This window comes from Shewanella oneidensis MR-1 (assembly GCF_000146165.2).
Classification (GTDB): domain Bacteria; phylum Pseudomonadota; class Gammaproteobacteria; order Enterobacterales; family Shewanellaceae; genus Shewanella; species Shewanella oneidensis.
Map to the genome: position 1 here is coordinate 1,990,430 of NC_004347.2, position 25,963 is coordinate 2,016,392.

Annotated in this window: 18 protein-coding genes and 1 pseudogene; 10 read left to right on the forward strand and 9 right to left on the reverse strand. The window is 46.5% G+C overall.

Going from position 1 to position 25,963, the window contains the following annotated elements; all coding sequences use genetic code 11:
• Nucleotide 1: 1 nt before the first annotated feature.
• The 6 genes from SO_RS08760 to SO_RS08785 all read right to left on the reverse strand — a co-directional run bounded on the left by SO_RS08760 (nt 2) and on the right by SO_RS08785 (nt 8,387).
• Nucleotides 2–2,071, reverse strand: coding sequence for an acetyl/propionyl/methylcrotonyl-CoA carboxylase subunit alpha (locus SO_RS08760; RefSeq protein WP_164925856.1), 2,070 nt, complete (start codon nt 2,069–2,071; stop codon nt 2–4).
• Nucleotides 2,072–2,085: 14 nt separating this feature from the next.
• Nucleotides 2,086–2,952 carry an enoyl-CoA hydratase-related protein gene (locus SO_RS08765; RefSeq protein ID WP_011072002.1) on the reverse strand — a complete coding sequence of 289 codons (867 nt, stop codon included), beginning with the start codon at nt 2,950–2,952 and terminating at the stop codon, nt 2,086–2,088.
• A gap of 46 nt (nt 2,953–2,998) precedes the next feature.
• Nucleotides 2,999–4,606 carry a carboxyl transferase domain-containing protein gene (locus SO_RS08770; RefSeq protein ID WP_011072003.1) on the reverse strand — a complete coding sequence of 536 codons (1,608 nt, stop codon included), beginning with the start codon at nt 4,604–4,606 and terminating at the stop codon, nt 2,999–3,001.
• A 116-nt stretch (nt 4,607–4,722) separates the two neighbouring features.
• A complete protein-coding gene (locus SO_RS08775) occupies nt 4,723–5,892 on the reverse strand; it encodes an isovaleryl-CoA dehydrogenase (protein WP_011072004.1) in 1,170 nt (389 codons plus the stop codon).
• A gap of 144 nt (nt 5,893–6,036) precedes the next feature.
• A complete protein-coding gene (locus SO_RS08780; RefSeq protein ID WP_011072005.1) occupies nt 6,037–6,441 on the reverse strand; it encodes a MerR family transcriptional regulator in 405 nt (134 codons plus the stop codon).
• 260 nt (nt 6,442–6,701) lie between these two features.
• Complete coding sequence (locus tag SO_RS08785; RefSeq protein ID WP_011072006.1) at nt 6,702–8,387, reverse strand: L,D-transpeptidase family protein; 1,686 nt, start codon at nt 8,385–8,387, stop codon at nt 6,702–6,704.
• Between the two features lie 211 nt (nt 8,388–8,598).
• Here SO_RS08785 and SO_RS08790 point away from each other — a divergent pair, with 211 nt between their 5' ends.
• The 4 genes from SO_RS08790 to SO_RS08805 all read left to right on the forward strand — a co-directional run bounded on the left by SO_RS08790 (nt 8,599) and on the right by SO_RS08805 (nt 13,998).
• Nucleotides 8,599–10,506 (forward strand): propionyl-CoA synthetase, encoded by a 1,908-nt coding sequence (locus SO_RS08790; protein ID WP_011072007.1) that lies wholly within the window; start codon nt 8,599–8,601, stop codon nt 10,504–10,506.
• Between the two features lie 561 nt (nt 10,507–11,067).
• Entirely contained in the window at nt 11,068–11,382 is a 315-nt protein-coding gene (gene sugE, locus SO_RS08795; RefSeq protein ID WP_011072008.1) for a quaternary ammonium compound efflux SMR transporter SugE, read from the forward strand.
• Between the two features lie 237 nt (nt 11,383–11,619).
• Nucleotides 11,620–13,146, forward strand: a complete 1,527-nt coding sequence (gene gndA, locus SO_RS08800) for an NADP-dependent phosphogluconate dehydrogenase (protein ID WP_011072009.1) — start codon at nt 11,620–11,622, stop codon at nt 13,144–13,146.
• A 324-nt stretch (nt 13,147–13,470) separates the two neighbouring features.
• The gene (locus SO_RS08805) at nt 13,471–13,998 is read left to right on the forward strand and encodes a hypothetical protein (protein WP_164925676.1); all 528 of its coding nucleotides are present in this window, start codon (nt 13,471–13,473) and stop codon (nt 13,996–13,998) included.
• On the opposite strand, the gene SO_RS08810 is transcribed toward SO_RS08805, so the two are convergent.
• Both SO_RS08810 and SO_RS08815 read right to left on the reverse strand, forming a co-directional pair.
• Nucleotides 13,971–15,130 (reverse strand): IS3-like element ISSod1 family transposase gene (locus SO_RS08810; RefSeq protein ID WP_141135407.1). Its coding sequence is split into 2 segments (ribosomal slippage): nt 13,971–14,881 and nt 14,881–15,130, totalling 1,161 coding nucleotides; the frame shifts between segments, so codons are not numbered across the junction. The two genes, SO_RS08805 and SO_RS08810, sit on opposite strands and share 28 nt — an antisense overlap.
• A gap of 547 nt (nt 15,131–15,677) precedes the next feature.
• On the reverse strand, nt 15,678–16,574 hold the full coding sequence (locus SO_RS08815; protein ID WP_011072010.1) for a LysR family transcriptional regulator: 897 nt from the start codon (nt 16,572–16,574) through the stop codon (nt 15,678–15,680).
• 146 nt (nt 16,575–16,720) lie between these two features.
• On the opposite strand from SO_RS08815, the pseudogene SO_RS23450 reads away from it, so the two are divergent.
• Both SO_RS23450 and SO_RS08820 read left to right on the forward strand, forming a co-directional pair.
• A pseudogene (locus SO_RS23450) lies at nt 16,721–16,915 on the forward strand (hypothetical protein); the annotation flags it as partial.
• 64 nt (nt 16,916–16,979) lie between these two features.
• Nucleotides 16,980–17,789 carry a DODA-type extradiol aromatic ring-opening family dioxygenase gene (locus tag SO_RS08820; protein WP_011072011.1) on the forward strand — a complete coding sequence of 270 codons (810 nt, stop codon included), beginning with the start codon at nt 16,980–16,982 and terminating at the stop codon, nt 17,787–17,789.
• A 133-nt stretch (nt 17,790–17,922) separates the two neighbouring features.
• On the opposite strand, the gene SO_RS08825 is transcribed toward SO_RS08820, so the two are convergent.
• Nucleotides 17,923–18,798, reverse strand: a complete 876-nt coding sequence (locus tag SO_RS08825) for a 1,4-dihydroxy-2-naphthoate polyprenyltransferase (RefSeq protein WP_011072012.1) — start codon at nt 18,796–18,798, stop codon at nt 17,923–17,925.
• 319 nt (nt 18,799–19,117) lie between these two features.
• Between SO_RS08825 and SO_RS08830 the strand changes: the two genes are divergently transcribed.
• The 4 genes from SO_RS08830 to SO_RS08845 all read left to right on the forward strand — a co-directional run bounded on the left by SO_RS08830 (nt 19,118) and on the right by SO_RS08845 (nt 25,924).
• Nucleotides 19,118–20,050 carry an SDR family NAD(P)-dependent oxidoreductase gene (locus SO_RS08830; RefSeq protein ID WP_011072013.1) on the forward strand — a complete coding sequence of 311 codons (933 nt, stop codon included), beginning with the start codon at nt 19,118–19,120 and terminating at the stop codon, nt 20,048–20,050.
• 123 nt (nt 20,051–20,173) lie between these two features.
• Nucleotides 20,174–21,040: an acyl-CoA thioesterase II gene (gene tesB / locus SO_RS08835; protein WP_011072014.1), complete on the forward strand. Its 867-nt coding sequence runs from the start codon at nt 20,174–20,176 to the stop codon at nt 21,038–21,040.
• A gap of 1 nt (nt 21,041) precedes the next feature.
• A complete protein-coding gene (locus SO_RS08840) occupies nt 21,042–21,446 on the forward strand; it encodes a YbaY family lipoprotein (protein WP_011072015.1) in 405 nt (134 codons plus the stop codon).
• A gap of 575 nt (nt 21,447–22,021) precedes the next feature.
• The gene (locus SO_RS08845) at nt 22,022–25,924 is read left to right on the forward strand and encodes a S8 family serine peptidase (RefSeq protein WP_011072016.1); all 3,903 of its coding nucleotides are present in this window, start codon (nt 22,022–22,024) and stop codon (nt 25,922–25,924) included.
• Nucleotides 25,925–25,963: the final 39 nt, after the last annotated feature.

A 25,963-nucleotide genomic window follows, 5' to 3' on the forward strand; every position in this document is an offset into this window, starting at 1 on the left:
CTTAGGCTTCCTCGCTCTGGGCTTTGGGCTCAACATGGAGCAGCACGGCGCCATCACTCACAAGCTCACCTGCCTTAAAGTAGAACTCGGTAACGATACCGTCGAAGGGGGCTTCAATGGTGTATTCCATCTTCATCGCTTCCATCACCAGTAGCCCTTGTCCCGCCTTAACCTCTGCACCAACATCGACCAAGTGAGTCACGACAGTGCCGTTCATCGGTGCCTTGAGCTTATCTTCATTGCTCGATTCTGCCTCAACCACTTGGGTTTTAACCGCCCTGAAGTGATAACTGCCTGATGGTAAAAACAGCGTAAAATCATCGCCCTGAGCGCTGACAGGCACTTTACTCTTATGGCCGTTGATTTCGGCTAACAGTAAATCCTGCTTAAGCTCACCACTTAGGGATTTACTCACTTGGCCATCGGCTGCGGATTGGGATAATTGATGCTGTGACGATCGATTATGTGATAGTTGATAGTGATCGCCAAAGTCTAACAATACCAATTGTTGTAACTCGTGGGCATCGTCGAGCAGAGCAATAGAATGCTGGCTGACACTGTTGAGTCTAAAGCCACTGACTTGGCCCCAAGGCGAGTCTGGATCGGCGCTATTAATCGCCTGTGCCTTGGCGGCTTCTTTACGGGCAAGCACTTGATACAGCGCGGCAAAGGCAAGCGCAGTGTCGGCTTCGCTCGAAGCACTGCCAATCAGCGCATCGCCGTAACGGTTGATAAAGTCGGTGCTAAAGTCGGCCTTGGCAAAGGCGGGATGCTCGGCAATATTGGCCAAAAATTCAATATTGTGTTTAAGCCCACTGATTTGATAGGACTCGAGGGCATGCACTAGGCGTTGCAGCGCACGTGGACGCGACTCATCCCACACAATCAGTTTGGCGATCATCGGATCATAAAAGTTACTGATCACATCGTTTTCACGGATGCCGGAATCAATACGCACGTATTTGCTTTGCTCGGGCTCGCGCAGGAAATTGAGCTTACCGCTGGCGGGTAAAAACTCATTTTGCGGATCTTCGGCATAAATACGTACCTCAAAGGCGTGGCCGTGGATACGCACTTCGTCCTGTTTGAGCGGTAAAGGCTGACCACTGGCGACCATCAACTGCCATTTGACTAAGTCTTGGCCAGTCACCATTTCGGTCACTGGGTGTTCTACCTGCAGACGAGTATTCATCTCCATAAAGTAGAAGCTATTGTCGGTATCTAACAGGAATTCAATGGTTCCCGCGCCAACATAATCGATAGCCTTGGCGGCGGCTACGGCAGCTTCACCCATTTGGGCGCGCAGCTCATCACTTAAACCTGGGGCTGGCGCTTCTTCGACCACTTTTTGATGGCGGCGTTGAATCGAGCAGTCGCGATCCGATAAGTAAATTGCATTGCCAAAGGTATCGGCAAACACTTGGACTTCGACATGGCGAGGCTGGCGTAAATAACGCTCCATCAATAACTTATCGTTACCGAAGGAGGAGGCCGCTTCACGGCGCGCAGAGTTGATGGCGTCCATGATTTCGCCTTCATGCTCAACGATACGCATACCTTTGCCACCGCCACCGTAGGCGGCTTTAATCAGCATCGGGAAACCGATTTTTAAGGCTTCGGCCTTGAGGGTGGCATCGGTTTGATCGTCACCATGGTAACCTGGCACTAAAGGCACTTGCGCCGCCGTCATAATGGCTTTGGCCGCGCTCTTGCTGCCCATGGCATCGATGGCATCGCTGCCCGGGCCAACAAACACGATTCCGGCCGCCTCACACTTGCGGGCAAAGTCGGCGTTTTCCGATAAGAAGCCATAACCTGGGTGAATGGCTTGCGCCTGAGCTTTTTTGGCGATTGCAATAATCAAGTCGCCCTTGAGGTAAGAATCTGCTGGGGCGCTGCCACCTAAGTAAAACGATTCGTCAGCCATGGCAACATGGCGCGCGTTTTTATCGGCATCGGAATATAAAGCAACGGTGCGAACGCCCATGGCCTGCGCGGTTTTGATAATGCGGCAGGCAATTTCACCACGGTTAGCAATTAAAAGCTTAGTGAACATGCTGTTAGTCAACATCTGCTTGGTCAACATTAAAGGACTCCTTGAGTATCTGTTGGCGTGTGCCAGTTCGGCTGACGTTTCTCAAAAAAGGCGTTTAAGCCCTCTTGGCCTTCATCAGATACCCGAATGCGGGCGATGCGCTCGCTGGTGTAATCAATTGTATCTTGGTCTATTACGCCGTCTTCGAGGCGAGTGAGTAGGGTCTTCACCCACGCCATTCCCTGCGGACTGTTGGCGAGCAGCGCGGTGATAATCGGCTGCGCTGCGGCCTCAAGATCGTCGTTTATCTCATGGATAACATTGAGTTTGAGCGCCGTTTGCGCATCAAAACGCTCTGCGGTCAGCATATAGCGGCGTGAGGCGCGATTGCCCATTGCGCGGGCAACGTAGGGACTAATCACCGCGGGGATCAGCCCGAGTTTGACTTCGCTTAAGCAGAAGCTGGCGCGCTCGGTGGCGATGGCAATATCACTGGCGCAGATTAACCCAAGCGCGCCGCCAAAGGCTGCCCCTTGGACTAAGGCGATAGTGGGTTTTGGAAAGGTATCTAGATCCTGCATCAGCTTGGCCAGCGCCTTGGCGTCATTGAGGTTTTGATCAAAATCCATCTTGGCTTGTTTGCGCATCCAGTTTAAGTCGGCGCCAGCGCTGAAGTTTTTGCCATTGGCTTTTAATAGCAGCAGTTTGCAGTCTTGGCGCTCGGCAAAATAACCGAGGACGGCGATCATCTCGCTTATCATCACCTCATCGAAGGCGTTGTGCACTTCGGCTCTGTTAAGGATTAACTCGCCCACGCCGTTATCCAGCGCGTAGCTTACATGTTGCAAATGGCCTAAGGCGTGCTGCAAATGACCTAAGGATTGAGTGCTAGTGTTCTGGTGTTGTGTGTCAGTCATTGTTATTCCCTCTATATGAGTGATACGTAAGGCATCGCAAGATGCGTTACATACGGAAGACGCCGAAGCGGGTGTCTTCGATAGGGGCATTTAATGCGGCTGACAGGGCAAGGCCTACCACATCACGGGTTTGCGCTGGGTCGATAATGCCGTCATCCCACAGGCGGGCGCTGGCATGGTAGGGATGACCCTCTTTATCGTACTGGGCAATAATCGGTGCCTTGAAGGCTTTTTCATCCTCAGCAGACCATTCTTCGCCTTTACGGGCTAAACCGTCACGGCGCACTGTCGCTAATACGCCAGCGGCTTGCTCGCCACCCATTACAGATATGCGCGCATTGGGCCACATCCACATCATGGTCGGCTCGAAGGCGCGGCCACACATACCGTAGTTACCCGCGCCGTAGCTGCCACCGATAATCACAGTGAATTTAGGCACATTGGCGCAGGAGACTGCGGTCACCATCTTGGCGCCGTGCTTAGCGATGCCTTCGTGCTCGTACTTTTTACCCACCATAAAGCCGGTGATATTTTGCAGGAACAATAGTGGGATCTTACGTTGGCAGCACAGCTCGATAAAGTGTGCGCCTTTTTGCGCCGATTCTGAGAATAAAATGCCGTTGTTGGCCACAATCCCTACGGGATAGCCGTGAATGCGGGCAAAACCACACACCAAGGTCGCGCCATAGTTGGCTTTAAACTCATCGAAATCAGAGTCGTCGACGATGCGAGCGATAACTTCTTTGACATCAAAGGGCTTTTTCAAGTCGGTGCCGACAATGCCGTAGAGTTCGCTAATGTCGAATTTTGGCGGTTTTACCGGACTTAAGCGTAATGTGATTTCTTTTTGATGATTAAGGCGTGATACCGCGCGGCGCGCAAGCTCTAAGGCATGCTCATCGTTTTGGGCTAAGTGATCGGCCACGCCCGAAATTTTGGTGTGTACGTCGGCGCCGCCAAGTTCTTCGGCGCTGACTTCTTCCCCGGTTGCGGCTTTGACTAACGGTGGGCCGGCTAAGAAGATAGTGCCTTGATCTTTTACGATAATAGATTCATCCGCCATCGCAGGCACATAGGCGCCGCCTGCGGTACACAGACCCATCACCACTGCAATTTGCGGAATGCCCTTGGCCGACATTTGTGCTTGGTTGTAGAAAATCCGGCCGAAATGATCGCGGTCTGGAAAGACTTCGTCCTGACGGGGCAAGTTAGCGCCGCCGGAGTCGACTAAATAGATACAGGGCAAATGGCAGCGGCTGGCAATCTCTTGGGCGCGGATGTGTTTTTTAACGGTAATTGGGTAGTAAGTGCCGCCTTTGACCGTGGCATCGTTAGCAATAATCATGCACTCGACGCCACTCACGCGGCCAATGCCTGCAATGATGCCAGCGGCGGGCACTTCTTCGTCATAGACTTCAAATGCCGCAAATTGCGACAATTCTAAAAAGGGCGAACCTGCGTCGAGGAGTTTCTCAACCCGTTGACGGGGCAGGCGTTTACCGCGGGATAAATGACGTTCCAGCGCCACAGGGCCGCCACCGAGTTCGATTTTGGCGAGTTTGGTTTTGAGATCGGCCACTAGGGCGGCCATATCGTCGGATTTGGCTTTAAATTCATCGCTACGGGCGTTGATACGACTGCTTAATTGCGTCACGTTGATTGTCCTTATAAAGCGGTAACTCAGTATCCGTTGGCTTAGTTGGGCGACTTAGGGATTTGATTAAGTCGATTAACGCGCATGCCGTTCACGCTAAGTTCGCCCTAGACTGCTTATTTCGATTCGTTATAGAGTTCGCGGCCAATCAGCATTCGGCGAATTTCTGAGGTGCCAGCCCCAATCTCATAGAGTTTGGCATCGCGCAGTAAGCGGCCGGTGGCGTATTCGTTAACGTAGCCGTTACCGCCGAGCAATTGAATGGCATCCAGTGCCATTTTGGTGGCAAGTTCCGCGCTGTAAAGAATGGCGCCCGCGGCGTCTTTGCGGGTGGTTTCACCGCGATCGCAGGATTTCGCCACACTGTAGACATAGGCTTTAGCGGCGTTCATACCTGTGTACATATCGGCTAATTTGCCTTGTACTAATTGGAATTCACCGATGGATTTACCAAATTGCTCACGTTCGTGGATATAAGGCACGACGATATCCATACAGGCATTCATAATCCCCAGCGGGCCGCCTGAGAGCACAACGCGCTCGTAATCTAAGCCACTCATCAGCACTTTGACGCCATTGTTTAAGCCACCAAGAATGTTTTCCTCTGGCACTTCGACATCTTCAAACACCAGTTCACAGGTGTTTGAACCGCGCATGCCTAATTTGTCGAGTTTTTGCGCTTGGCTGAAACCTTTAAAACCGCGCTCAACGATAAAGGCGGTGATGCCGTGGGCACCTTTGGTTAAGTCGGTTTTGGCATAAATTACATAGGTATTAGCATCGGGACCGTTGGTGATCCACATTTTGTTGCCATTGAGGATATAACGGTCGCCTTCTTTACGGGCGTGCAGCTTCATTGAGACCACATCGGAACCCGCATTAGGTTCACTCATTGCCAGTGCGCCGATATGCTCACCGCTCACCAGCTTGGGCAAGTATTTGGCTTTTTGTGCAGCATTACCGTTACGGTTTATTTGGTTCACACACAGATTAGAGTGAGCGCCATAACTTAAACCGATAGAGGCTGAAGCGCGGGAAATTTCTTCCATTGCGACAACATGGGCGAGGTAGCCCATGTTTGCGCCGCCGTATTCCTCAGGCACAGTGACACCTAAAAGCCCCATTCCACCCAGCACGGGCCAAATTTCGTTAGGGAAGGCGTTGTCGTGGTCGACTTTGGCGGCAATGGGGGCGATTTCGTGTTGAGCAAAATCGTGCACCGCATCGCGCAGCATATCGACATCTTCGCCTAGGCCAAAATTAAGACTGGTGTAGAGTGAGTTCATTGCTTGTGTCCTTTCTGATGTTCTAATTTATATTTTTATGATTATTAGGTGCTTGAGTCTTTAAATCTGTCTTGCTTTGCGTGATGCATCCCTATCACGCTGTCGTGCTAACTGAGGTGTTCGTTAATGCTATGCTCGCCTGTCTTATGCTTTGACTTTGCTTTCTTCTAGGGCGAGGCGGCATTGCTGCTCGGCTGAATTTAGCTCCATCAGGACCACTTTAATATCGTCCATTTGCTGCTGTAGCGCGGATTTCTTTTCTTCCACCAGGGCAAGCATGGTATTGAGCTGAGTGGTGCTGCTCTTGTCGGCATCGTAAAGCTCGAACAGACGTCGGGTTTCCGCAAGGGAGAACCCAAGGCGCTTGCCGCGCAGGATTAACTTGAGTCGCACCCTGTCTTTTAGACTGTAAATGCGGGTTTGGCCGCGACGTTTGGGCTTAAGTAAACCTTGGTCTTCGTAAAAACGAATGCTTCGGGTCGTGATATCAAACTCTTTGGAGAGATCACTGATCGAATAAGTCGTTTGTGGCGTGTTAGTTGCGCTCATTCAGGCACCTTAGTTAAGCATTTTTAAGCAAGATATATGAAGTTTACGTAAAGGTAAAGATTGCGGCGTGGTTAGTCTGGTATTTTTGTCAATTCTTGTTGCCACCTTGAATAATGAACTTTGGTTAACTTTTTGATAAAAATGATTTTAATTAGATTTCATACAAGCGTTTTTTTAGAGGGTGTACCCGTGTTGTCCATATGGCGACACGGGTGAAGGGCGTTTATCAAGGGGATGAACCAAGACATATTTGAAAGTGTTTAGTCCAGCGTATTAAGCAAGCCGTCGTCTGCTAACACACCTTCATAGGTTGGGCGGTTTAATGCCTCGATAAGTACGGGGTCGCGTGTATATACATCATTGTAAAACTTGATTTTTCCATTTTTGATCGTTGCCGTCCAATACATGATCAAAATATCTAAGGGTTCATCTAAAAACAGGTTTTCTGTTTTTCCCTCTGCAAGTTTGTTATTGAGTGTTTCGCTCGACCAATTAGCATTAGCACTCAGGAGTTTATCGGCGAGCACTAAAGGATCTTTCACCCGAATACAGCCGTGGCTAAAGGCTCTGTCTGTTTTATCAAATAGATTTTTAGACGGAGTATCATGCAGATAAATCGAATATTGGTTTGGGAAGATAAATTTTACTAAACCAAGTGAGTTATCTGCTCCTGGCTCTTGCACAAACCAGTAGGGGAAGTTTTTGCGTGTCATACTGTGCCAATCTATACCGCTGGCATCGACGGGCGTGCCTGAGCTTTCAACCACTTTAAAGTGCTTTTTGTGCAGATAATCGGGATCTTTGCGCTGATGATTAATGATTTCGGTGGAGATGCTATTTGGTACCGTCCAAGTAGGATTCACGACTACATATTTTAATTTTGATTTAAACAGCGGCGTTTTTGAGTCAATTTTACCGATGATAATGTCGGTTCTCCAGCTTAAGTTATTGTCTTTAAAAAGTAATAGTTCATAGCCTGCCAAATTGACGATTAGGTAGTTTGCGGATAAGTTGGCTGATAACCAGCGGGCGCGCTCAAGGTTGATACGGATCTGTTCAACGCGTTGTGCATAGGGAACATTCAATGCGGCCATAGTGCCTGCACCGATCACTCCATCCGCCTTAAGACTATGATCAGCTTGAAATTGACGTATCGCGGCTTCAAGGATGTTGTCGTAGAGTAAGGGAGCATTTGCCACGAGTGTGGCATCTTGCACCGTTGCGTTAGCGTCAAGATAACCCTGTTCTTTCAGCCTTGCTGCTATCCCTTTTATTGATGGTGACGTAGTACCGGGTTTGATAACTTCCGTATAGGGAATAGTGGTAAAAGGATAGCGGGCGGCCAAGTCTTTATAATGGGCAAGATACTGTTTTAGCTGATGATAAGGGGTAATCTTAGGCGCCAATCCATTAATCGCCTCGGCAACCGTATGTGCTTTAATATGCTCTTCAAGCTGTTTTAATGTGGTATCAAAATCCAGATGGGCTTCATCATAGTTCCAGGTTTTGCCGAGCATACTGGGATTGACTTTGCCATTAAGTAAATGAATGGCATAGGTAATTATGCCATCGCTTAGGAGCACTTCAAATATACTGCTTTTGTATTCATCCTGCCAATTCGATGCACTGAGTTGTTGGTAAAGTTCGACCAACTTGGGATAGTGGTAATCTTCCTTTGCAAGCCCCTCCTCATCGGCTCTTTTAATCACATCAAGCATAGTGCCCGCATAGTCTTTATCTTCCCAGAGTGCTTGATAATGGCGAACTTGATAGACCCGTGAGAGTAACTTAGCACTGATAATTTGAGTGTTATCGACTTTAGCCCGTTCACCGAGCGACAGGGGTTCGAGTAACGCTTCGAGTTGTGGCGTCGAGGCCCAGCAGGCAGTACTTACGGGGCTTAATAACAGTAATAAGCCGAGAGTAAAATGATGGATGCGTCGCATAATGAGTATTTCTTTCCGAGAAAAAACCATTAAAACATAAGATTATGTGGAAATTTTCAGCACAGCAAGCGCCAAGCTGGATTTATTATTTACAACGCTTTATCCCTTAGTCTAATGGGGGAATAACGCGTCGCAGGTCATAATCAATTCGAGAAGGAAGGGGAGAGTTTCACCTGTGGTAACACAGGAGAGTGTCATGATGGGAGGCCTTATGACAGATGTTGGAAAACAATTACATCAAACATCTATTGCGAATAAACAAGCATTTTGGCAACAAGCAGCCAAAGCCTTAGAGTGGGTTACGCCAAGCAAACAAATATTAGATGAAAGCGAGGCACCGTTTTATCACTGGTTTAGCGATGGTGAGCTAAACACGTGTTATAACGCGATAGACCGACACGTGCTCGCTGGCCGCGGCGAGCAGATTGCGATTCATTACGTTAGCCCAGTAACGGAAACCGAGTACAGTATTACCTATCACGAGTTGCTGGCGCAGGTGGCTAGGCTTGCGGGTTATCTACATGCGATGGGCGTGACAAAGGGGGATCGTGTCATCATTTACATGCCTATGGTGCCCGAAACAGCCTATGCCATGCTTGCTTGCGCGCGCATTGGAGCAATTCATTCGGTCGTATTTGGTGGTTTTGCCGCCAATGAACTGGCGACTCGTATCAACGATGCCAAGCCAAAGCTGGTGATGTCTGCATCCTGTGGGATCGAACCTTCGGGTGTTGTGCCCTATAAACCCTTATTAGACAAAGCGCTTAATGAAGCCGTGCACAAAGTTGAGCATTGCTTGATTTTAAACCGCCCTCAATATGAGGCGCAGATGCAAGCAGGCCGAGATGCCGATTGGCAAACGGCACTAAAGGGATGTGAAAGCGTTGATTGCGTCACGGTAAACGCAACTGATCCTTTATATGTGCTCTATACCTCTGGGACCACGGGCCAACCTAAAGGGGTAGTGCGTGACAACGGTGGTCATGCAGTGGCATTGGCTTGGTCAATGGCCAATATTTACGATATCCATCAAGGTGATGTGTTTTGGGCTGCATCGGATGTGGGTTGGGTCGTGGGCCATTCCTATATTGTTTATGGTCCGTTACTTGCGGGCGCGACCACGCTGCTATATGAAGGTAAACCCGTAGGCACGCCGGATCCCGGTGCTTTTTGGAGCACGATTGCTAAGTATCAAGTTAAAAGCTTTTTCACCGCACCTACGGCAATTCGCGCCATTAAGCGTGAAGATCCCGATGGCGAATATCTTCAAGGAGTGGATTTAACTTGCTTGAAAAATATGTTTCTTGCAGGTGAACGCTGCGATCCCGACACCTTGCATTGGGCTGAGGACAAGTTACATAAACCGGTGATCGACCATTGGTGGCAAACTGAAACAGGTTGGCCTGTTGCGGCAAATCTAATGGGTGTAGCACCGATTGCGGTTAAAGCCGGCTCACCGGGGCGACCCGTTCCGGGTTACCAAGTTGATGTGGTCGATGAGATGGGGGCTAAAGTGGCGCCGAATTTGTCAGGCAATGTGGTGATAAAATTACCACTGCCACCTGGGACACTCACTACGCTTTGGCAAAACAATAAACGCTATCAAGACAGTTACTTATCTATGTATCCCGGCTACTACCTCACAGGTGATGCGGGTTATATGGATGAAGAGGGTTATCTCTACATTATGAGCCGTATTGATGACATCATTAACGTAGCGGGCCATCGTCTCTCTACAGGGCGGTTTGAAGAGGTGCTGTGCCAGCATCCCGATGTGGCAGAAGCCGCTGTCATTGGTGTTGATGACAAATTAAAGGGCCAAGTGCCATTAGGCTTAGTGGTACTTAAAAAGGGCGTGACTATTACGGATGAGGAGCTGCATAAGCAGTTAATTGCCCTCGTTCGCCAAGAAATTGGTCCCGTTGCGTCCTTTAGGTTGGTGAGCGCGATTCAAAAGCTGCCGAAAACTCGCTCAGGTAAAATTTTGCGGGGGACAATGCGTAAAATTGCTGATAATCAACATTATACTGCACCTGCCACCATTGAAGATCCGCAGACGCTCGATTTAGTGCGTACTACTTTAACTCGTATGGGCTATGCCGATGCATTAGTGGGGTAGGGGGAGCGGCTCAAGTTAACGGCTTAGAAAGTTAAGATCGTGAAGTAAAAGAGAAAGCGATAGTCTTTTTAGATTGTCGCCTTCTTATTTAACCTGAGCTCAGGATAAGTAGGGCCGCTGAATAGGCATCTTTTCGGGCCTCTCTGCGTTGCTCTGTCTAACCATAGCTCGCTATGGCATACGACAGAGCGCCTTGATATGCGCAAAAATCTGCGTATTCAGTCAGGGAAAAGATTTTTCTTTTCAAAATAATCATTTATAGCATTGATTTGGTTTGTTAAATTGAGATTTTTTCGACACTCGTTACCCCGAGTTCAGGTTATTTAGATTTAGACGAATGCGTAGAGCACTTGCCCTTATTCGTCACTTTTTGTTAGTCTAGCCAGCATTCTTAATAGGGCCTTGCATCGACAGGGCACTATTAAGGCGCCGGATCTTAAGTGGCACTGCGGACATTCATTATCCTTGTCGCTTTCGACCCAAAAACATTTCATAACGGCTTAGGGACGACCCTAAATACGCCGATATCAATTTGGGGACGACCCCGTATGGGAGTTCTCTATGAGCTGGTTGCTATTAATACTTGCTGGACTGTTCGAAATTGGTTGGGCCATTGGGCTTAAATACACCGACGGCTTTACTCGCTTATGGCCGAGTGTGTTCACCGTGCTTTCTATGGCTTTGAGTGTGTTGCTGCTTGGCCTTGCCGTTAAACAATTACCTATTGGAACGGCTTATGGGGTTTGGGTTGGCATAGGTGCAATGGGCACCGCAATTGCGGGCATTATTCTCTTAGGCGAGGGCGTAAGCTTGCTGAAAATTGCAAGCTTAATTTTAATATTGCTTGGTGTGTTGGGGTTAAAGCTGGCTCACTAACATAGGCATTAACATTGCCTTCACATCACACCTAGCTTGAGATGGATGTATACGATGGGAACGAGACTTGGTCATATTTAGGATTTTTCCCTGATAAAACAAAGTGTCCTCTAAATCAATCGAAATTGCCAATCGTATGCATCGTCTATTCTCTCTGGTAATTAAGTTACAAAGCCCGATATAATTACACCTCCAAATTGGTTATTTCTAACCTCTGTGACCCGTGGGAATTATATAATGCAAAACCACAGCAATCTTAATGACATTGGCGTGATTGGACTTGGTGTGATGGGTAAAAACCTCGCGCTAAACATCGCCGACAATCAATATCGCGTCAGTGTCTTCGATCTCGATCCTGTTAAAGTCAACGGGGTTTTACAACAAGAAAAACAAGAGCGTGTAGGACAGGAACTACGTATAACAGGCTGTGCTAATCTTTCAGAAATGTTAGCCAGCCTCACTAAACCTCGTATTCTGGTACTCTCTGTCCCCGCAGGTGCGCCTGTGGATGGGGTATGTGCTGCTTTAATTTCTGCCGGTATCGAAGCTGACGATATCGTTATCGATACGGGTAATAGTCTTTGGACAGACACCGTTGAGCGTGAACAACATTACCAAGGACAGTTTATTTTCTTCAGCTCAGCCGTTTCGGGTGGTGAAGTGGGGGCACGTTTTGGCCCTTCGTTAATGCCAAGTGGCGATCTTGGCGCTTGGCAACATGTGGCACCGATTTGGAAGGCTATCGCCGCTAAGGTCAACCCTCAAACTGGGTTGCCGATTGAGCGTTTTGAACCGGGTAATCCAGTAACAGAAGGCGAGCCTTGCACCACTTATATTGGCCCTGCTGGTGCTGGGCACTATGTGAAGATGGTGCATAACGGCATTGAATATGCCGATATGCAGCTGATTTGCGAAGCTTATCAATTATTGCATGATGGCCTTGGCATGAGTGCCGCTGAAGTGGGCGAGGTGTTTGAACGCTGGAATCAGGGCAGTTTAAACAGTTATCTCATGGGCATTAGTGCAGAGGTATTAAAGCAAGCAGATCCATTAACAGGCAAACCGTTAGTTGAGATGATCCTCGATAAAGCGGGACAGAAGGGTACGGGCCTTTGGACTGCTGTGAGCAGTCTGCAAATTGGTTGTCCGGCTCCCACCATTGCCGAAGCCGTTTATGCTCGCGCGGTAAGCACCCAAAAATCCCTACGTGTTGAGCTTAGTAAAAAGCTCGCTGGCCCTCTATCTCCAGCGATGGATGAAAACCAAAAAGCCAACTTAATCGATGCCCTAGAGAGTGCCCTTTATTGCGCTAAAGTCTGTTGCTACGCCCAAGGTTTCCAACTGATGGCGATGACGGCTCTGGAGCAAAAATGGCAGCTCGATTTTGCTGAGATCGCGAAAATCTGGCGTGCGGGTTGTATTATTCGTGCCACCTTCTTGCAATCGATAACCCAGGCTTATCAAGCTGATGCGAACTTAAGTTGTTTATTGATGGCCGATACTTTTGCCAGCACTTTATCGGAAAAACAAACCGAGTGGCGCATTGCAGTGGCTGCGGCGATTATGCAAGGGATCCCAGTGCCTTGTATTAGTTCGGCGCTCGCTTATTACGACAGTTATCGCAGTGAGACCCTGCCTGCCAATTTACTTCAAGGGCAACGTGACTTTTTTGGCGCGCATACCTTTGAACGCTTAGATAAGCCTGCAGGTGAGAAATATCATCTAGATTGGAGCGCACAAGAAAGGGTTTTAATTAAACTCTAATTTCAATCTTAGTATTCGGCTTCAACTCAAAAGGCTCCAATATGTGATTGGAGCCTTTTTGCTTAGGTCTTGCTGGCGGATTTGAAGACTAGACTGTTCCATGCCCAATTTTTATAACAAAAACTGAGTTATCCAGACCAACAATATTATTGGTGAGACACTTAACGGTAAATTATTTGATTAGAGATGATATTGCCGATGGTTATCAATTCAATTGGGGGCATTGTTAAGTCAACTACGCTTTGGGATTATTTAATTCCCCCCCATTTATAGCTCAAGTTATAGTATTATGTTGCTGCGTATTAGGACAAATTGAGTACAAATATGTATTACTGGAATCGTGATAATTTTGAAGGATTAAAGGCTGTCGGCGATAAATATTCAGCGCTTGAAGGGTATGAACTTTTTGGAAAATATTGTCTTCAAAAAGAGCAAGGACTTAAAAAACAAGCGAATGCGACGTTAAACGAATTTGTCACTCGCTGTAAAAATCAATCCTTGGCGGAGCAAAGGATGATTGCGGTTGAGTTGTTATCCTTAGGCTATTGGAATCGCGAAATCCACCAGTTGTTGGCTTACCCTGTTATCGCATTTCTAAAAGAGCTTTTAGCACAGTGGGTTGTAGAGGAACCCAATCATTCAATACCCCACAGATGGTTGGGATACATTAATGAAGATATCACGTCCTATGAAAAGGCTCTTGAACTCGATCCTACTGACGAAATTAGCCTCACTCAAGTGGTGATATCGTATTTAAAAAGTGTGGATTTTCAAGCCCATCATTTATCAGAATCGATTTTACTGGGCGACATGATTTGTACTGGTCAACCCAAACTGGACACTTTTACTTGAGAATTCTCAAACTCTACAGGTGACAGATCGTTATTAGCAGAATGAAGTCGCTCCAAGTTGTAATATTTGATGTAAGCCGTCACATCTTGCTTCATAAACTCCCTTGTTGGTTGAGCAACTTTAAAAATCCAATCGTGTTTCAAGCTACCAAAGAATCGCTCAACAACGGCATTATCCCAACACGCACCCACATCACCCATGCTGGCTCGGATACCATAGCTCGATAGCAGCCTACCGAATTGTTTACTGGTATATTGCGAGCCTCGGTCACTGTGAAATACCAGCCCTCGCGCTGGTTGTCGCAGGTTGTAGGCTTTTATTAATGCCTTGGATATCAAATCTGTGGTCATGCGTTTGTCTATGCGCCATCCCACAATCCGGCGTGAATATAAATCCATCACCACAGCTAAGTACATCCAGCCTTCACCCGTCTTTAAATAGGTCACGTCACCCGCCCAGACCTGATTAGCCGATACTGGATTAAAGTTCATGTTTAACAGGTTATCAGCCACTGCATCTGAGTGTTTTCGCTGTGTCGTCACCTTGTAAGCACATCGCTGGGTTGCTTTGAGTCGAAGGCGGTGCATAATTTTACGAACGAGATAGCGACCAACCTGGTAGCCTTCCTTGCGCAATTTCTTCACCATTTCACGATTCCCTAAGCTGCCTCGACTTTGCTTAAATAGCTGTCGAACAAGGCGATAAAGCTTCAGTGTTTCAACGCTTATCACGTTTGCAGGGCGTTTATGCCAATCGTAATAGCCTGACTTACTGACACTCATTACTCGACATAACAGTGTTATGGGAAACAGGTGAGATTGCAGTTTGATGAAACGAAATCTTACTTCATTTCTCTCGCAAAGAAGGCGCTTGCCTTTTTTAGAATTTCTTTCTCCATGCGTAATTCTTTGTTTTCTCTACGCAATCGCTTCAACTCATCACGCTCAGACTCTTCTAAGGTGATGCCTTGTTGCAGGGCTTCGTGTTTTTCCTTCCAGTTGTAAAGCAGGCTCGTGCTAACTCCAAGAGACTTTGCCGCATCGGCAACGCTATAACCTTGCTCCAGCACCATCAAGACGGCTTCATCTTTAAATGCCTGCGGATAACTCTTATGTGATTTTTTCAGACTCATATAGACCTCTTAATTTATTGACCATACTGTCTCAAAATTAAGTGTCCGATGGGATTAGACCAGAACAATTCGCGCTAAAAACCTGTTGTCATCAGCGCAATTATTGATAAATCAATTGCAAACTGAAGACATAAAATCAAAGCTGCAAAAATCGCTGGATTATTATCAGTGCTTGTTGAATTGCTGGGAGGAGTATTCGTCTTTAGGTGTGGTAGATCCATTTCCAGATTGGTGCGCAGCCAAAGGTGAGCAGTTTGATTTTTGGTCAGTCATTTATTATCAGCGATGAGTTAATGGCTTCGTCGGATAGGAATGACTGAACTGCATGTGGGACCTGTTGTGTAACTGCCCCAGCATAAAACAAAGCTTGGCGTTTACAGAATAGGCATGATGAAAACAGAAATCAGAGAATCACTTGCATCCATTCAAGTACTCCTTGGGGCTGAACTTTGGGCTTCCATCATCGCGTACAGCCTTCAAAAATGCGTGGGGGATTAATTAACCAATGCACATATACAGATTGTGTTATACCAAAAGAGATTAATTATCAGCTTTGCTTAGTTGCTAATTGAACTAAGTTTTCCCACAATGCTTGGGCGACAGGGCCTAAGGGTGATTGGGGGCGTCGCATCACATAGTAATCGAGTTGGATCAGGTTTTGTCTTTCCTTTAGTTCAAGGGGGTGTAAGCTTCCGTTGGCGAGTGCTTCTTCAACCATATAATAAGGCAGTTTTCCCCACCCCATACCGCTCTGAATAAGCATTTTCTTTGTATAAAAATCATTTACATACCAACGGCGTTGTCCCGCTTGGACCCCAAATTCAATATTGGCGGTGCCAGTGCCTGTATCTTGAATCACAATTTGGTACTCGTTCACCAATTCTTTTACATGGCTTAGGCTGGGATAACGGCTCAGTAAACGGGGTGAAGCGACATCCAGTAGACTGCCCGAGAATAAAAAACCAAGCTCAAAATGATTTGAGCGCATCGATTCAATGCCGCCAGCGGAAATCGCAATATCGGCTTTACCTTGATTTAAGGCTTCGAGTGCCCCTGTTAAATACTCTTGTTTAAGAATGATTTGTGTATGGGGAAACTCAAGTTGTGTCCGCTCCAACATCGGCAAAATGCGGGCAAGATTAAAAGAGGCCTCGAAGGCTAAGGTGATGCTAGCTTCATTGCCTATGGCGAGATGTTTTGCGACTTGGCGCATCTCTTGGGCTTCATTGAGTACGCGTTGGGCGTATTGCAGTAACTTTCGTCCTTCTTGGGTCAGCGCTAACCGATAACCTTGGCGGTCAAAAAGAACTACATCTAATTGAGACTCAAGCTGTTTAATGCTTTGGCTGATGGCGGGCTGTGTTTTATGTAATTTGTCACTGGCCGCTTTGAGTGAGCCAGCGAGGGCGACAGTATTAAACATTAACAGTTGTTCTAAAGTCACGACAATGCCCTCCAACAAGTAAAGAAATATTTTAAGAGATATTAGATTTTATTCCATATTTATTTATTTTTTGTGGACGCATAATTCCGTCATATGACAGTAGTGGGCTTGATGTAAGTGCACTACTAGCCTTTTGGCATGGAGCTCGAGTGTTGTCGGCAGCGGCATTGTTATCGGTGATGATGGGGGCGATTTATTACCACTTCAATTATGAAACCACCCTTAGCGCGCTACCCACATTGTCTTTATCTGCACTGTTATTTTTAAACATCAAATTAGATGAAAGCGTCGATAGGTTCGTGCACTTGCAACGTAGGCAGAAAACAAAAACGATTTTATAACCTTGGCTGCAGACCTGAGGTTAACAAGTTACAACTAACTGTTTCATCAAAAGAGAAGGTTACTATGGCACACGTAAATGTCAGTCTCATGCCGGTATTATTTGTTCCCCATGGCGGTGGGCCTTTGCCGCTACTCAATGATGCTAATCATCACCAGCTTAGGGATTTTTTGTCTTCAGTCGGGGGACAAATCCCAATGCCCAAAGCTATTTTATTGATCACTGCCCATTGGGAGGAGGCGCAGGTTACGCTGTCGAGTCATCCCCATCCTGGCATGTTATTCGATTATTATGGATTTCCGCCTGAGGCTTATAAACTCAGTTATCCCGCGCCCGGCAACCCTGAACTCGCTGAAAAAATTGCGAGCTTATTAAAGGCGAGTGGAATTGCAGTAAAACTCGATAATCAGCGAGCATTTGACCACGGAACCTTTGTACCACTTAAATTGATGTACCCTGAGGCAAATATTCCTGTGGTGCAAATGTCATTAGTGCAGCACCTTGATCCTCGCGCTCATATTGCTATCGGTGAGGCACTCGCATCATTGCGGCAACAAGGTGTGTTGATTGTTGGGTCGGGGATGTCGTTTCACAATATGCGGGCATTTTTCTCAAGTGATCCTAAGGTGTTACCCCGCAGCCAAGAGTTTGATGACTGGCTAACCCAAGTGCTGACGTTGGCGCCTCATCATGCTAAGTCGCAGTTAATTGAGTGGCAGTCAGCACCTGAGGCGCGTTTTAGTCATCCAAGGGAAGAGCACTTGTTGCCTTTGCATGTGTGTTTTGGTGCGGCAAGTTCTGAGTCACCTAAAGCAATACAAGCGTTTAGCGGTGTGCTATTAAACACGGCGATATCCGGTTATCTCTGGCCATAATTAAACGCTAAAAGTAAAAAGGTTCGTCATTTGGCGCATTAAACGCATCATGAGGAACCTTGGGTATTTTTAACCTTCGTTTATTGGTGTGCAGGGTTACCGCGCTCGCCGATTTGTGCAAACATCGTCGAGCCTAAGCGGTAAAGACCAGTCCTACGCTAAATAAGGTACTGAAGATCATCGTGAGTTTTGCGGTGCGTCCCAATAGTGGATTGAGCGCTTCACCCGATACGGCATAGAAATCACTACTGAGCTTACGGGCGATAAGCAATGATAAACCCGCAAGTAACACGGGGAGCCCTGGCAAAATGCCCAATAAAAATCCGGCGATCACTAAACCGAAGGGTAAATAAATCAAGGCCTGATACAGTACTTTGGCCTGCGCCTCACCTATCCTGACAGCTAGAGTGTGCTTGCCTGCCTGGGTGTCGGTACGAATATCTCGGGTATTATTGACTAACATTATCGCGGCATTAAAGAGGCCAATGGCACATCCCAGCAGCCAAGCATTAATGGTGGTATCGCCTGCTTGCAGATAATAGCTTCCCACGACGGCAACCAGTCCAAAAAACACAAAGGCGGCGACTTCACCCAGTCCGTGTGACGCTAAAGGATAGGGGCCGCCACTGTAACCTAGGGCACCTAAAATGGCTGCTGCAGCTAAAATCGCGATAGGCCATCCACCATGCCAAATCAAGTAAGATCCCACCGCTAAAGCCAGTAATAGGCACAATACCATGGCATTACGTACCGTGTTTGGTGGGATCATGCCACTTTGTGTCACACGAACCGGACCGATACGTTCGGCGGTATCGATACCATTCTTAAAATCAAAGTAGTCGTTCGCAAGGTTGACCGCGATTTGCAATAAAATGGCGCATAGCATCGATGTCGCGGCAATTAACCAACTAAAACGCTCAAGGTGCAACGCCAGAATATTACCAATTAATAGGGGACCGATTGCCGCGGGTAAGGTGCGGGGCCTAATGGCTAAAATCCAAGGATTCATGATGTCCAGTCGTTATCTAAAAGGATGAGTAGTAAACAGCGGCATAGCATAACAAGAATTTGCCTTAAAGTGAGCACTATCTAATACACGCATGTAATAGAGTTTGAATTGGCGCACAGATGTTCCATGGTTAGGAAAAAGATTTGTCGCCAAGGTCAAAGAAAATCCACCTCGCCTGTGCTTTTATAGATCATGCCGTTTACCCGTGTTCTATTGGTTAAGTCGAGGAATCTTGTGTGGATTTAATCCGTCAATCAATCGGCTGTGCTAGTGGGGAATGAGTACGTCACGTTTATGTCAATGATAAGGATTCGATGGGATGCGTTTCGATAACCGAGTGGCGTTAATCACGGGAGCTGGCTCAGGGCTAGGGAGAGCCTATGCCATTATGTTGGCAGAGCGGGGCGCTAAGGTGGTGCTGATTGATCAACCTAATTCGCCCGCTAAACGGCAACAGTACTCAGAGGGTGATTTTTCCAATAGTGAATTGTGCCAAACCTATGAGACGATTTTGAAACTTGGGGCTGATTGTCTTTGCTTTGAGGTCGATGTAAGCCAACAGACGGATATCAAGACGATGCTCAATAGCTTGATGCAGCGTTGGCAATGCATTGATATTTTAATCAACAATGCGGGTATCTATGGTGCTTGTCCCTTCGAGCATATTCAAGCTGCAGACTGGCAGCGGCAGTTTGAAGTTGATGTAAACGGCAGTTTTTACCTGACTCAAGCAATATGGCCAGTGATGAAAGCACAGGGGTATGGCCGCATTTTGATGACAACGGGTGTGTCGGCACTCTTTGGTGATTTGCACCAAGTGGCATTCAGTGCGGCCAAGATGGCCCTCGTTGGTATGGTTAACAGTCTATCGATAGAGGGCGAGCAGTATAATATTCACGTCAATAGTTTATGTCCGCAGGCGCTGACCGATATGACCCGTAAGCATTTAGCGCCCGCGATTCAACCATTATTTTCCTTTGATACGCTAACCGCGACCGTAGCGTTTTTAGTGAGCTCAAAAGCACCTAATGGCCAGCATCTACTCGCGGGTGCGGGCAGTGTGAGTCATGGCAGATTTGCCGAGTTTCAATCTATCTACTTTAGTGAAGGCCAATGTACGCCCGACAAATTAATCAAGTATTGGCCCGAGCTTTACTACGCTTTTCCCGTTAATTTACATTCCTGTGGTGAGGATAAAGTGCTGGCTTGGTCAAAACAGAGTGCCCTTGAGCACCATATTAAAATTGAGTAGTTCGTCGTACTTATCGTTAAATCGTTAACAAACGACATAGAAAACAGAGAAAATCCCTACTGGTCAGCCCTAGTCGAACTGAGTTACCCTTGGGTATGAGTTGCACATTTTCAGTAGGATCCTATGAGTCAAGTATTAGACGATCTCTTATCATTATTATCCCTTGAGCAAATTGAAATCGGGTTGTTTCGTGGTCAAAGCCAAGACTTAGGATTTGGGCATGTGTTTGGTGGGCAGGTGATGGGACAGGCATTAAGTGCCGCCAAGCAAACCGTGCCTGTCGAGCGTCAGGTGCATTCGCTGCATTCATATTTTTTACGCGCAGGGGATGAGAAGTTTCCCATCGTTTATGAAGTTGAAAATATGCGCGATGGCGGTAGTTTTAGTGCGCGGCGTGTCAGTGCGATTCAAAAGGGGCGGCCGATTTTTCATATGACCTGCTCTTTCCAAGAACCCGAGGCGGGTTTTGAACATCAAGCGCTGATGCCAGAAGTTCCCGGCCCTGAGGGGTTATTAAATCAAAATGAACTGGCGATGACGTTACGAGATAAAGTTCCCGCGAGGATCCTCGAAAAATTTATGGAAGACGCGCCAATTGAAATGCGTTTAGTCAATCCTTTGCATCCCTTTGCACCCAAAGAAACTGAGCCTTATCGCTATGTGTGGCTAAGGGCGAATGGTGCAATGCCAACGGGCACGCATATTCATGAATATTTGCTGGCTTACGCTTCTGACTTTAACTTTTTAGTGACAGCGGCTCAGCCCCATGGGGTATCGTTTTTAACACCGGGGATCCGAATGGCAACCATAGATCATGCGATGTGGTTTCATCGACCGATTAATATGGGAGAATGGCTGCTGTACAGTATCGATAGCCCCAATGCCAGCGGCGGGCGTGGGTATGTTAGAGGGCAATTTTTCAATCAGCAGGGGGAGTTAGTGGCATCAACTACCCAAGAAGGGCTGATCCGTATGGTAAAAGGAAGTTAATATGTTAATGAAAGTAAAATTATTTATTCTATTGTGCTTAACCTCATTAGCGATGAGTGGTTGCGTAACAGTGAACCCTGAACCACCAGTTATCATCAATGGTGCTGCGGGCTATTTAGAGAAAATTGTCCTGCCTCAAGGCAGTGAAATTACCATTGCCATTATTGATTTAAATACCCCTGGTGTCGTTATTGCCCAAAAAAGCTTTAACATTGCTCGGGCGCCAGTACCGTTTAAGTTTCTGCTACCTGCGCAATCTATTGATAAACGGATTAATTATGGCGTAGTTGCTATGATTAAGTATCAGGATCAGGTGATTTTCCAAACCTATGATCGTTTCCCTGTGATTAACAATGATAAATATACCACCGAGGTATTAATGAAGCAGGTCATGATTAATCAATAAAGTATGAAGTACCACTAAAAGCCCTTTTGAAAAGGGCTTTTTTTTATCGCTTTGCTTTGTAGTCCTGATTTACCGTCATGTGTTTTATTATTTCCATGAAGGTGTTGTTGGGTGGCATTCTGTAAAGTTAAAGATTAAAAAATACCCATTGTTGATTTTTGTTGGTTATTAAATTTGTTTATTGAAATTATTTCATCTAATTATTTTAGTTTTTTCTAGTGTAATAATCGATATCCTATTCTGTTAAATTGATGGCTTAGTCATTATTCAAATTGGCCCGCAGTCCTAATTTACCTTGATTTTTAAGAGTTTGCTAAAATTCCTTTTAATGAAATAAACCGTAGGCTGTTCTTTTATATGCCTAATATGAGTGTTTTTATTGGGTACGTCATTCTCATTAATTGATTTTATGGGTAATTATTCCGTTAATAATGTGTTTCAATATGTATCGCCTCATGTTAAAACGCTGAATTGAAGTTCGAATCAGTCACAGAAATTTAATCCATCTTTGTGCTGAATAAATATTAAAAATTGAACTTTATAGAAATAAATTCGATATAGCGAAGGAAGCGATAATGAAAACAAAAATTGCATTAGCAGTGTCAATGGCACTGCTGTCATCTGCAGCAAATGCTCAAACCGTATTATCTCACAGCGGTGAAACTGTACAGTTTGATATTAGTCCTGAATTAGCGGCAAGTACTGTTCGCGGCAGTTTATCCATCGAAGCTAACGAGGTTAAATTTGTCCCGGAAGTGGATTTAGATGATAGTGAATACACTTATATTGTGCGTTTACGTGACAGTGCTGCAGCAAATTACCAAGGTGAAATTGCTGGCTTTAAAGCAACGAGCCCGCAACACACTAGTAGCCGTATTTCGAGTCAATTCTCTGGTAATGTAAAGCTGGATGCAGCTAAGCCTGAAGTTAAAAACTATGTTAGTTATCTTAAGGTTAAGCAAAATCGATTTTTAACGAATGCCAGTGCTGCGATAGGTAGTCCCATCGAAGCATTAACCACCTATCAGTATGCGCTTAATGGTATGGCGATTCGCATGACGCAGGCGCAGGCGATCAAAATGGCTGAGCTGCCAGACGTCGTCTTTATTGAGCGTGAGCGTATTGAACAGTTAGAAACCGATGTAAGTCAATCGCTTATTGGTTCACCTAAAATATGGGATGGCAGTGCCACTGGCACAAAGGCGATGGGCGAAGGGGTGATAGTCGGGATTATTGATTCTGGCATTAACTCTGATCACGCTTCCTTTGCCGATATTGGTGGCGATGGTTATGACCACAGTAATCCGCTAGGTCAAGGTATCTATATCGGTGATTGTAAAACTGATTTTACCAGCATGTGTAATGACAAATTGATTGGTGTTCGCAGCTATTCTGAGATCACTAACAATTATGATGATGCAAAAGTCTTTGGTGATAAACCACCGGCTAAAAATGGTGAAGACTACGGTGGACATGGTTCCCATGTTGCGAGCACCGCCGCTGGTAATATTCTGTTAAATGTCCCCTATGTACAAGGTGAAGCCGGAAAGCTCGAAGCTGAGGGGATTCCAACCGATATTAAATTTGCGCAAATATCCGGTGTGGCACCCCATGCCAATATTATTGCCTATCAAATTTGTAATCCTGGTAATGCAGGAGACACCTATTCTGGTTGCCCAACTGCACCGATATTAAAAGCGATTGATGATTCGATTAAAGATGGCGTCGATGTGCTGAACTTTTCTATCAGTGGTGGCGGTAATCCATGGAATAGTGCTACAGAGCAAGGTTTTTTAGCTGCACGTAATGCGGGGATTTTCACGGCAGTTGCTGCTGGCAACACTCGCCCTGCTACTGCAACCAGTGCAGCTATTACCCAAACACCATACTCAACACCGAAAAATGCTCCTTGGTATACCTCGGTGGCAAACTCCACTCACGATCGAGATATTGTGAGCGCAGTTGAGTTTAATGGTAAAAATTATAGTTTTACGGCTGGGTCTGGCCCTGCTTTGACGGAAGTCTTAAGTGGGATCCCTGTTTATGCGGGCAGTCTCGATTCGACGAATTTTGAAGCTTGTAAAGCCTTTGCAACGGATGCCTTCAAAGGCAAAATTGCAGTGATAAAGCGCGGTGGTTGTACATTTGATGTTAAAGTTGCAGCAGCATTGAACGCCGGCGCTAAAGGTGTTGTTGTGTTTAACCGAGAAGGTGAAGGCAACACACGTTTAAGTATGTCAGGTTTAGAGAAATTCAATATTCCAGCGGTATTTATCGGTAACACCGATGGTCTTGCACTCATTGATGCGATTACGGCCAATCCGAGTCTTGAATTGGTGATTTCACCTTTGCCTAAAGTGGTAACGAAGGAAGCTGATGTATTAAACGCTAGCTCACTTATCGGTCCCAATGCTACAAATGATGTATTAGTGCCCTTCGTTGCGGCACCTGGTACAGATATTTATGCAGCCTATGCTGATCAACAATTTGGTCATGACAAAACCGGCACTGATCCAGCTGATTTTACCTTAATGTCGGGCACCTCCATGGCCAGTCCCCATGTGGCAGGCGCTGGAGCGTTATTAAAATCACTTCACAAGGATTGGACACCGGATCAAATCCGCTCAGCATTAATGTTAACCGCTACCACAGCTCAGGCGATGAAAAAAGCCGATGCTAAGACTATTGCCGATCCTTTCGATGTGGGAGCTGGCCGTATTCGCGTTGATTTAGCAGCCAAAACAGGCTTGGTGATGGATGAATTGGGACTAAGTTACGACATTGCCAATCCTGCGAAGGGCGGTGATCCTCGTAAGTTAAACATCCCAAGTATGGCGGATTCACGCTGTATCGATAATTGTACTTGGACTCGCACAGTCACAGCTACCGCTGACGGCACGTGGACAGCTAAAGGGGTTGCTGTGACCGATAAACTGGTGGTAACTGCATCGCCAGAGCGCTTTAGTCTGAAAAAAGGGCAAAGCCAAGTCATTACCGTGACTGCCAATGTGGCTGAGGTTGGCGAAAATTGGGGCTTTGGTAATTTAGTGCTTGAATCTGATGCCTTCCCAACGGCATCGATGCCAATCGCAGCCAAAATTGCCAAGCGTGATTTACCTACAGCATTGAATATCCTTGCCGCTCGCGATGCTGATGAACGCAATTTTAACCACCTAAAGGCTATTGATATGCCTGGTGTTTCGGCAAAAGTGACCGCATTGGCGTTAAGCGATACTCTTGAGTCCCGTGTGAAGCAGGATTCTGATAACAACAGTGCATTTGACAATTTGGAAGATGGTGTCAAGGTCTTTACCTTTAATGTTGAAGATAACGCCTTGTTTTTCAATGTATCAATCGGTGAGACTACATCTCCTGACTTAGATATGTTTGTGTTTCTAGACAAGAAAGATGGCAGTAAGTTGTCACGGGTTGGCTCTTCTGCTTTAAATGGGTCTAAGGAACGTGTCTCCATTAAAAATCCGGTTAAGGGACAATATATTGTTATCGTGCAAAACTATGAGGCTTCAGCAGCCAATGCTGAGGATACTTTTAGCCTCAAACAGGTGACACTGTACAATGGGGCGGGCGATAACTTGACGGCGGCCCTTTCGGGTGACAGTAAGGATTTCAGTATCAACCTAGCTTGGAAGCAAGCTATGTTAGTCGGCAGCGATGGTTTGGCTCAATTAACATTAACCAGCAGCGACGAGAAAGTGGCACCGGTTGCGATTCCGTTGTTGTTTGAGCGCACCATCGATGACGTGCTGCCACCTTTGGGAAGTACGATATCCAGTGAATTAACACCTGGTGTACCTAAGGTGATAAAGACTCGGATTGCTGCCAATAGCACACCTGAGATGCGGGTTTACACCCTTGAAGCACAGATCCCTGAAGGCCATGAAGTGGCCAATATAAGCCATAAAGGTGCACATCAGGCGAATAAGATTAGCTGGACAATTGATATGGCTTCTGCGGCCGCCGCTCAAGATATTACTTTTGAGCTTGTGCCACGTAAGGCAAGTCAAGAAAACCAATTGATCTTAACTAACAAAGTGAATAACGGTAGCGCTGAAATCTTAAAGCAGGAATACCAATTTGATGTGACTGAAGTGGCGCCAGTTGCCATGATTGAAGCGCCAGCGTCAGTTCAAGAAGGTAAGCCTTTGTTTATTGATGCCAGTAAATCCGCTGATGCCAATAATGACCCATTAACTTACAAATGGACTCAGTTAGGCGGCGCGAGCTTTAATTTTGACCCCACCGCGGCCAAATTAAACTTAGTTGCACCTAATGTGGATGGCGCTGCGCAAACGGTGTCTTTCCAACTGACGGTATCGGATAATCATGGTAATCGCGATTCGAGTGTCGTGTCTGTCTCTATTACCGATACGCCACCGAAGAAAGATGACGGTGGTGCCTTAGGTTGGTTAAGTTTACTTCTGCTGCCATTTGCCTTTGGTCGCCGTAAGCTGCGCTAAGTTGTTCGAGCTGAAACCGGTAAACCCTAGCATGTATCA

Bases quoted from the DNA above. Each gene is read 5' to 3' on its own strand.
- SO_RS08760 (WP_164925856.1), bottom strand. From the start codon at position 2,071: ATGTTGACTAACAGCATGTTCACTAAGCTTTTAATTGCTAACCGTGGT.
- SO_RS08765 (WP_011072002.1), bottom strand. From the start codon at position 2,952: ATGACTGACACACAACACCAGAACACTAGCACTCAATCCTTAGGTCAT.
- SO_RS08775 (WP_011072004.1), bottom strand. From the start codon at position 5,892: ATGAACTCACTCTACACCAGTCTTAATTTTGGCCTAGGCGAAGATGTC.
- SO_RS08780 (WP_011072005.1), bottom strand. From the start codon at position 6,441: ATGAGCGCAACTAACACGCCACAAACGACTTATTCGATCAGTGATCTC.
- SO_RS08785 (WP_011072006.1), bottom strand. From the start codon at position 8,387: ATGCGACGCATCCATCATTTTACTCTCGGCTTATTACTGTTATTAAGC.
- SO_RS08790 (WP_011072007.1), top strand. From the start codon at position 8,599: ATGACAGATGTTGGAAAACAATTACATCAAACATCTATTGCGAATAAA.
- sugE (WP_011072008.1), top strand. From the start codon at position 11,068: ATGAGCTGGTTGCTATTAATACTTGCTGGACTGTTCGAAATTGGTTGG.
- gndA (WP_011072009.1), top strand. From the start codon at position 11,620: ATGCAAAACCACAGCAATCTTAATGACATTGGCGTGATTGGACTTGGT.
- SO_RS08805 (WP_164925676.1), top strand. From the start codon at position 13,471: ATGTATTACTGGAATCGTGATAATTTTGAAGGATTAAAGGCTGTCGGC.
- SO_RS08820 (WP_011072011.1), top strand. From the start codon at position 16,980: ATGGCACACGTAAATGTCAGTCTCATGCCGGTATTATTTGTTCCCCAT.
- SO_RS08825 (WP_011072012.1), bottom strand. From the start codon at position 18,798: ATGAATCCTTGGATTTTAGCCATTAGGCCCCGCACCTTACCCGCGGCA.
- SO_RS08830 (WP_011072013.1), top strand. From the start codon at position 19,118: ATGCGTTTCGATAACCGAGTGGCGTTAATCACGGGAGCTGGCTCAGGG.
- tesB (WP_011072014.1), top strand. From the start codon at position 20,174: ATGAGTCAAGTATTAGACGATCTCTTATCATTATTATCCCTTGAGCAA.
- SO_RS08840 (WP_011072015.1), top strand. From the start codon at position 21,042: ATGTTAATGAAAGTAAAATTATTTATTCTATTGTGCTTAACCTCATTA.
- SO_RS08845 (WP_011072016.1), top strand. From the start codon at position 22,022: ATGAAAACAAAAATTGCATTAGCAGTGTCAATGGCACTGCTGTCATCT.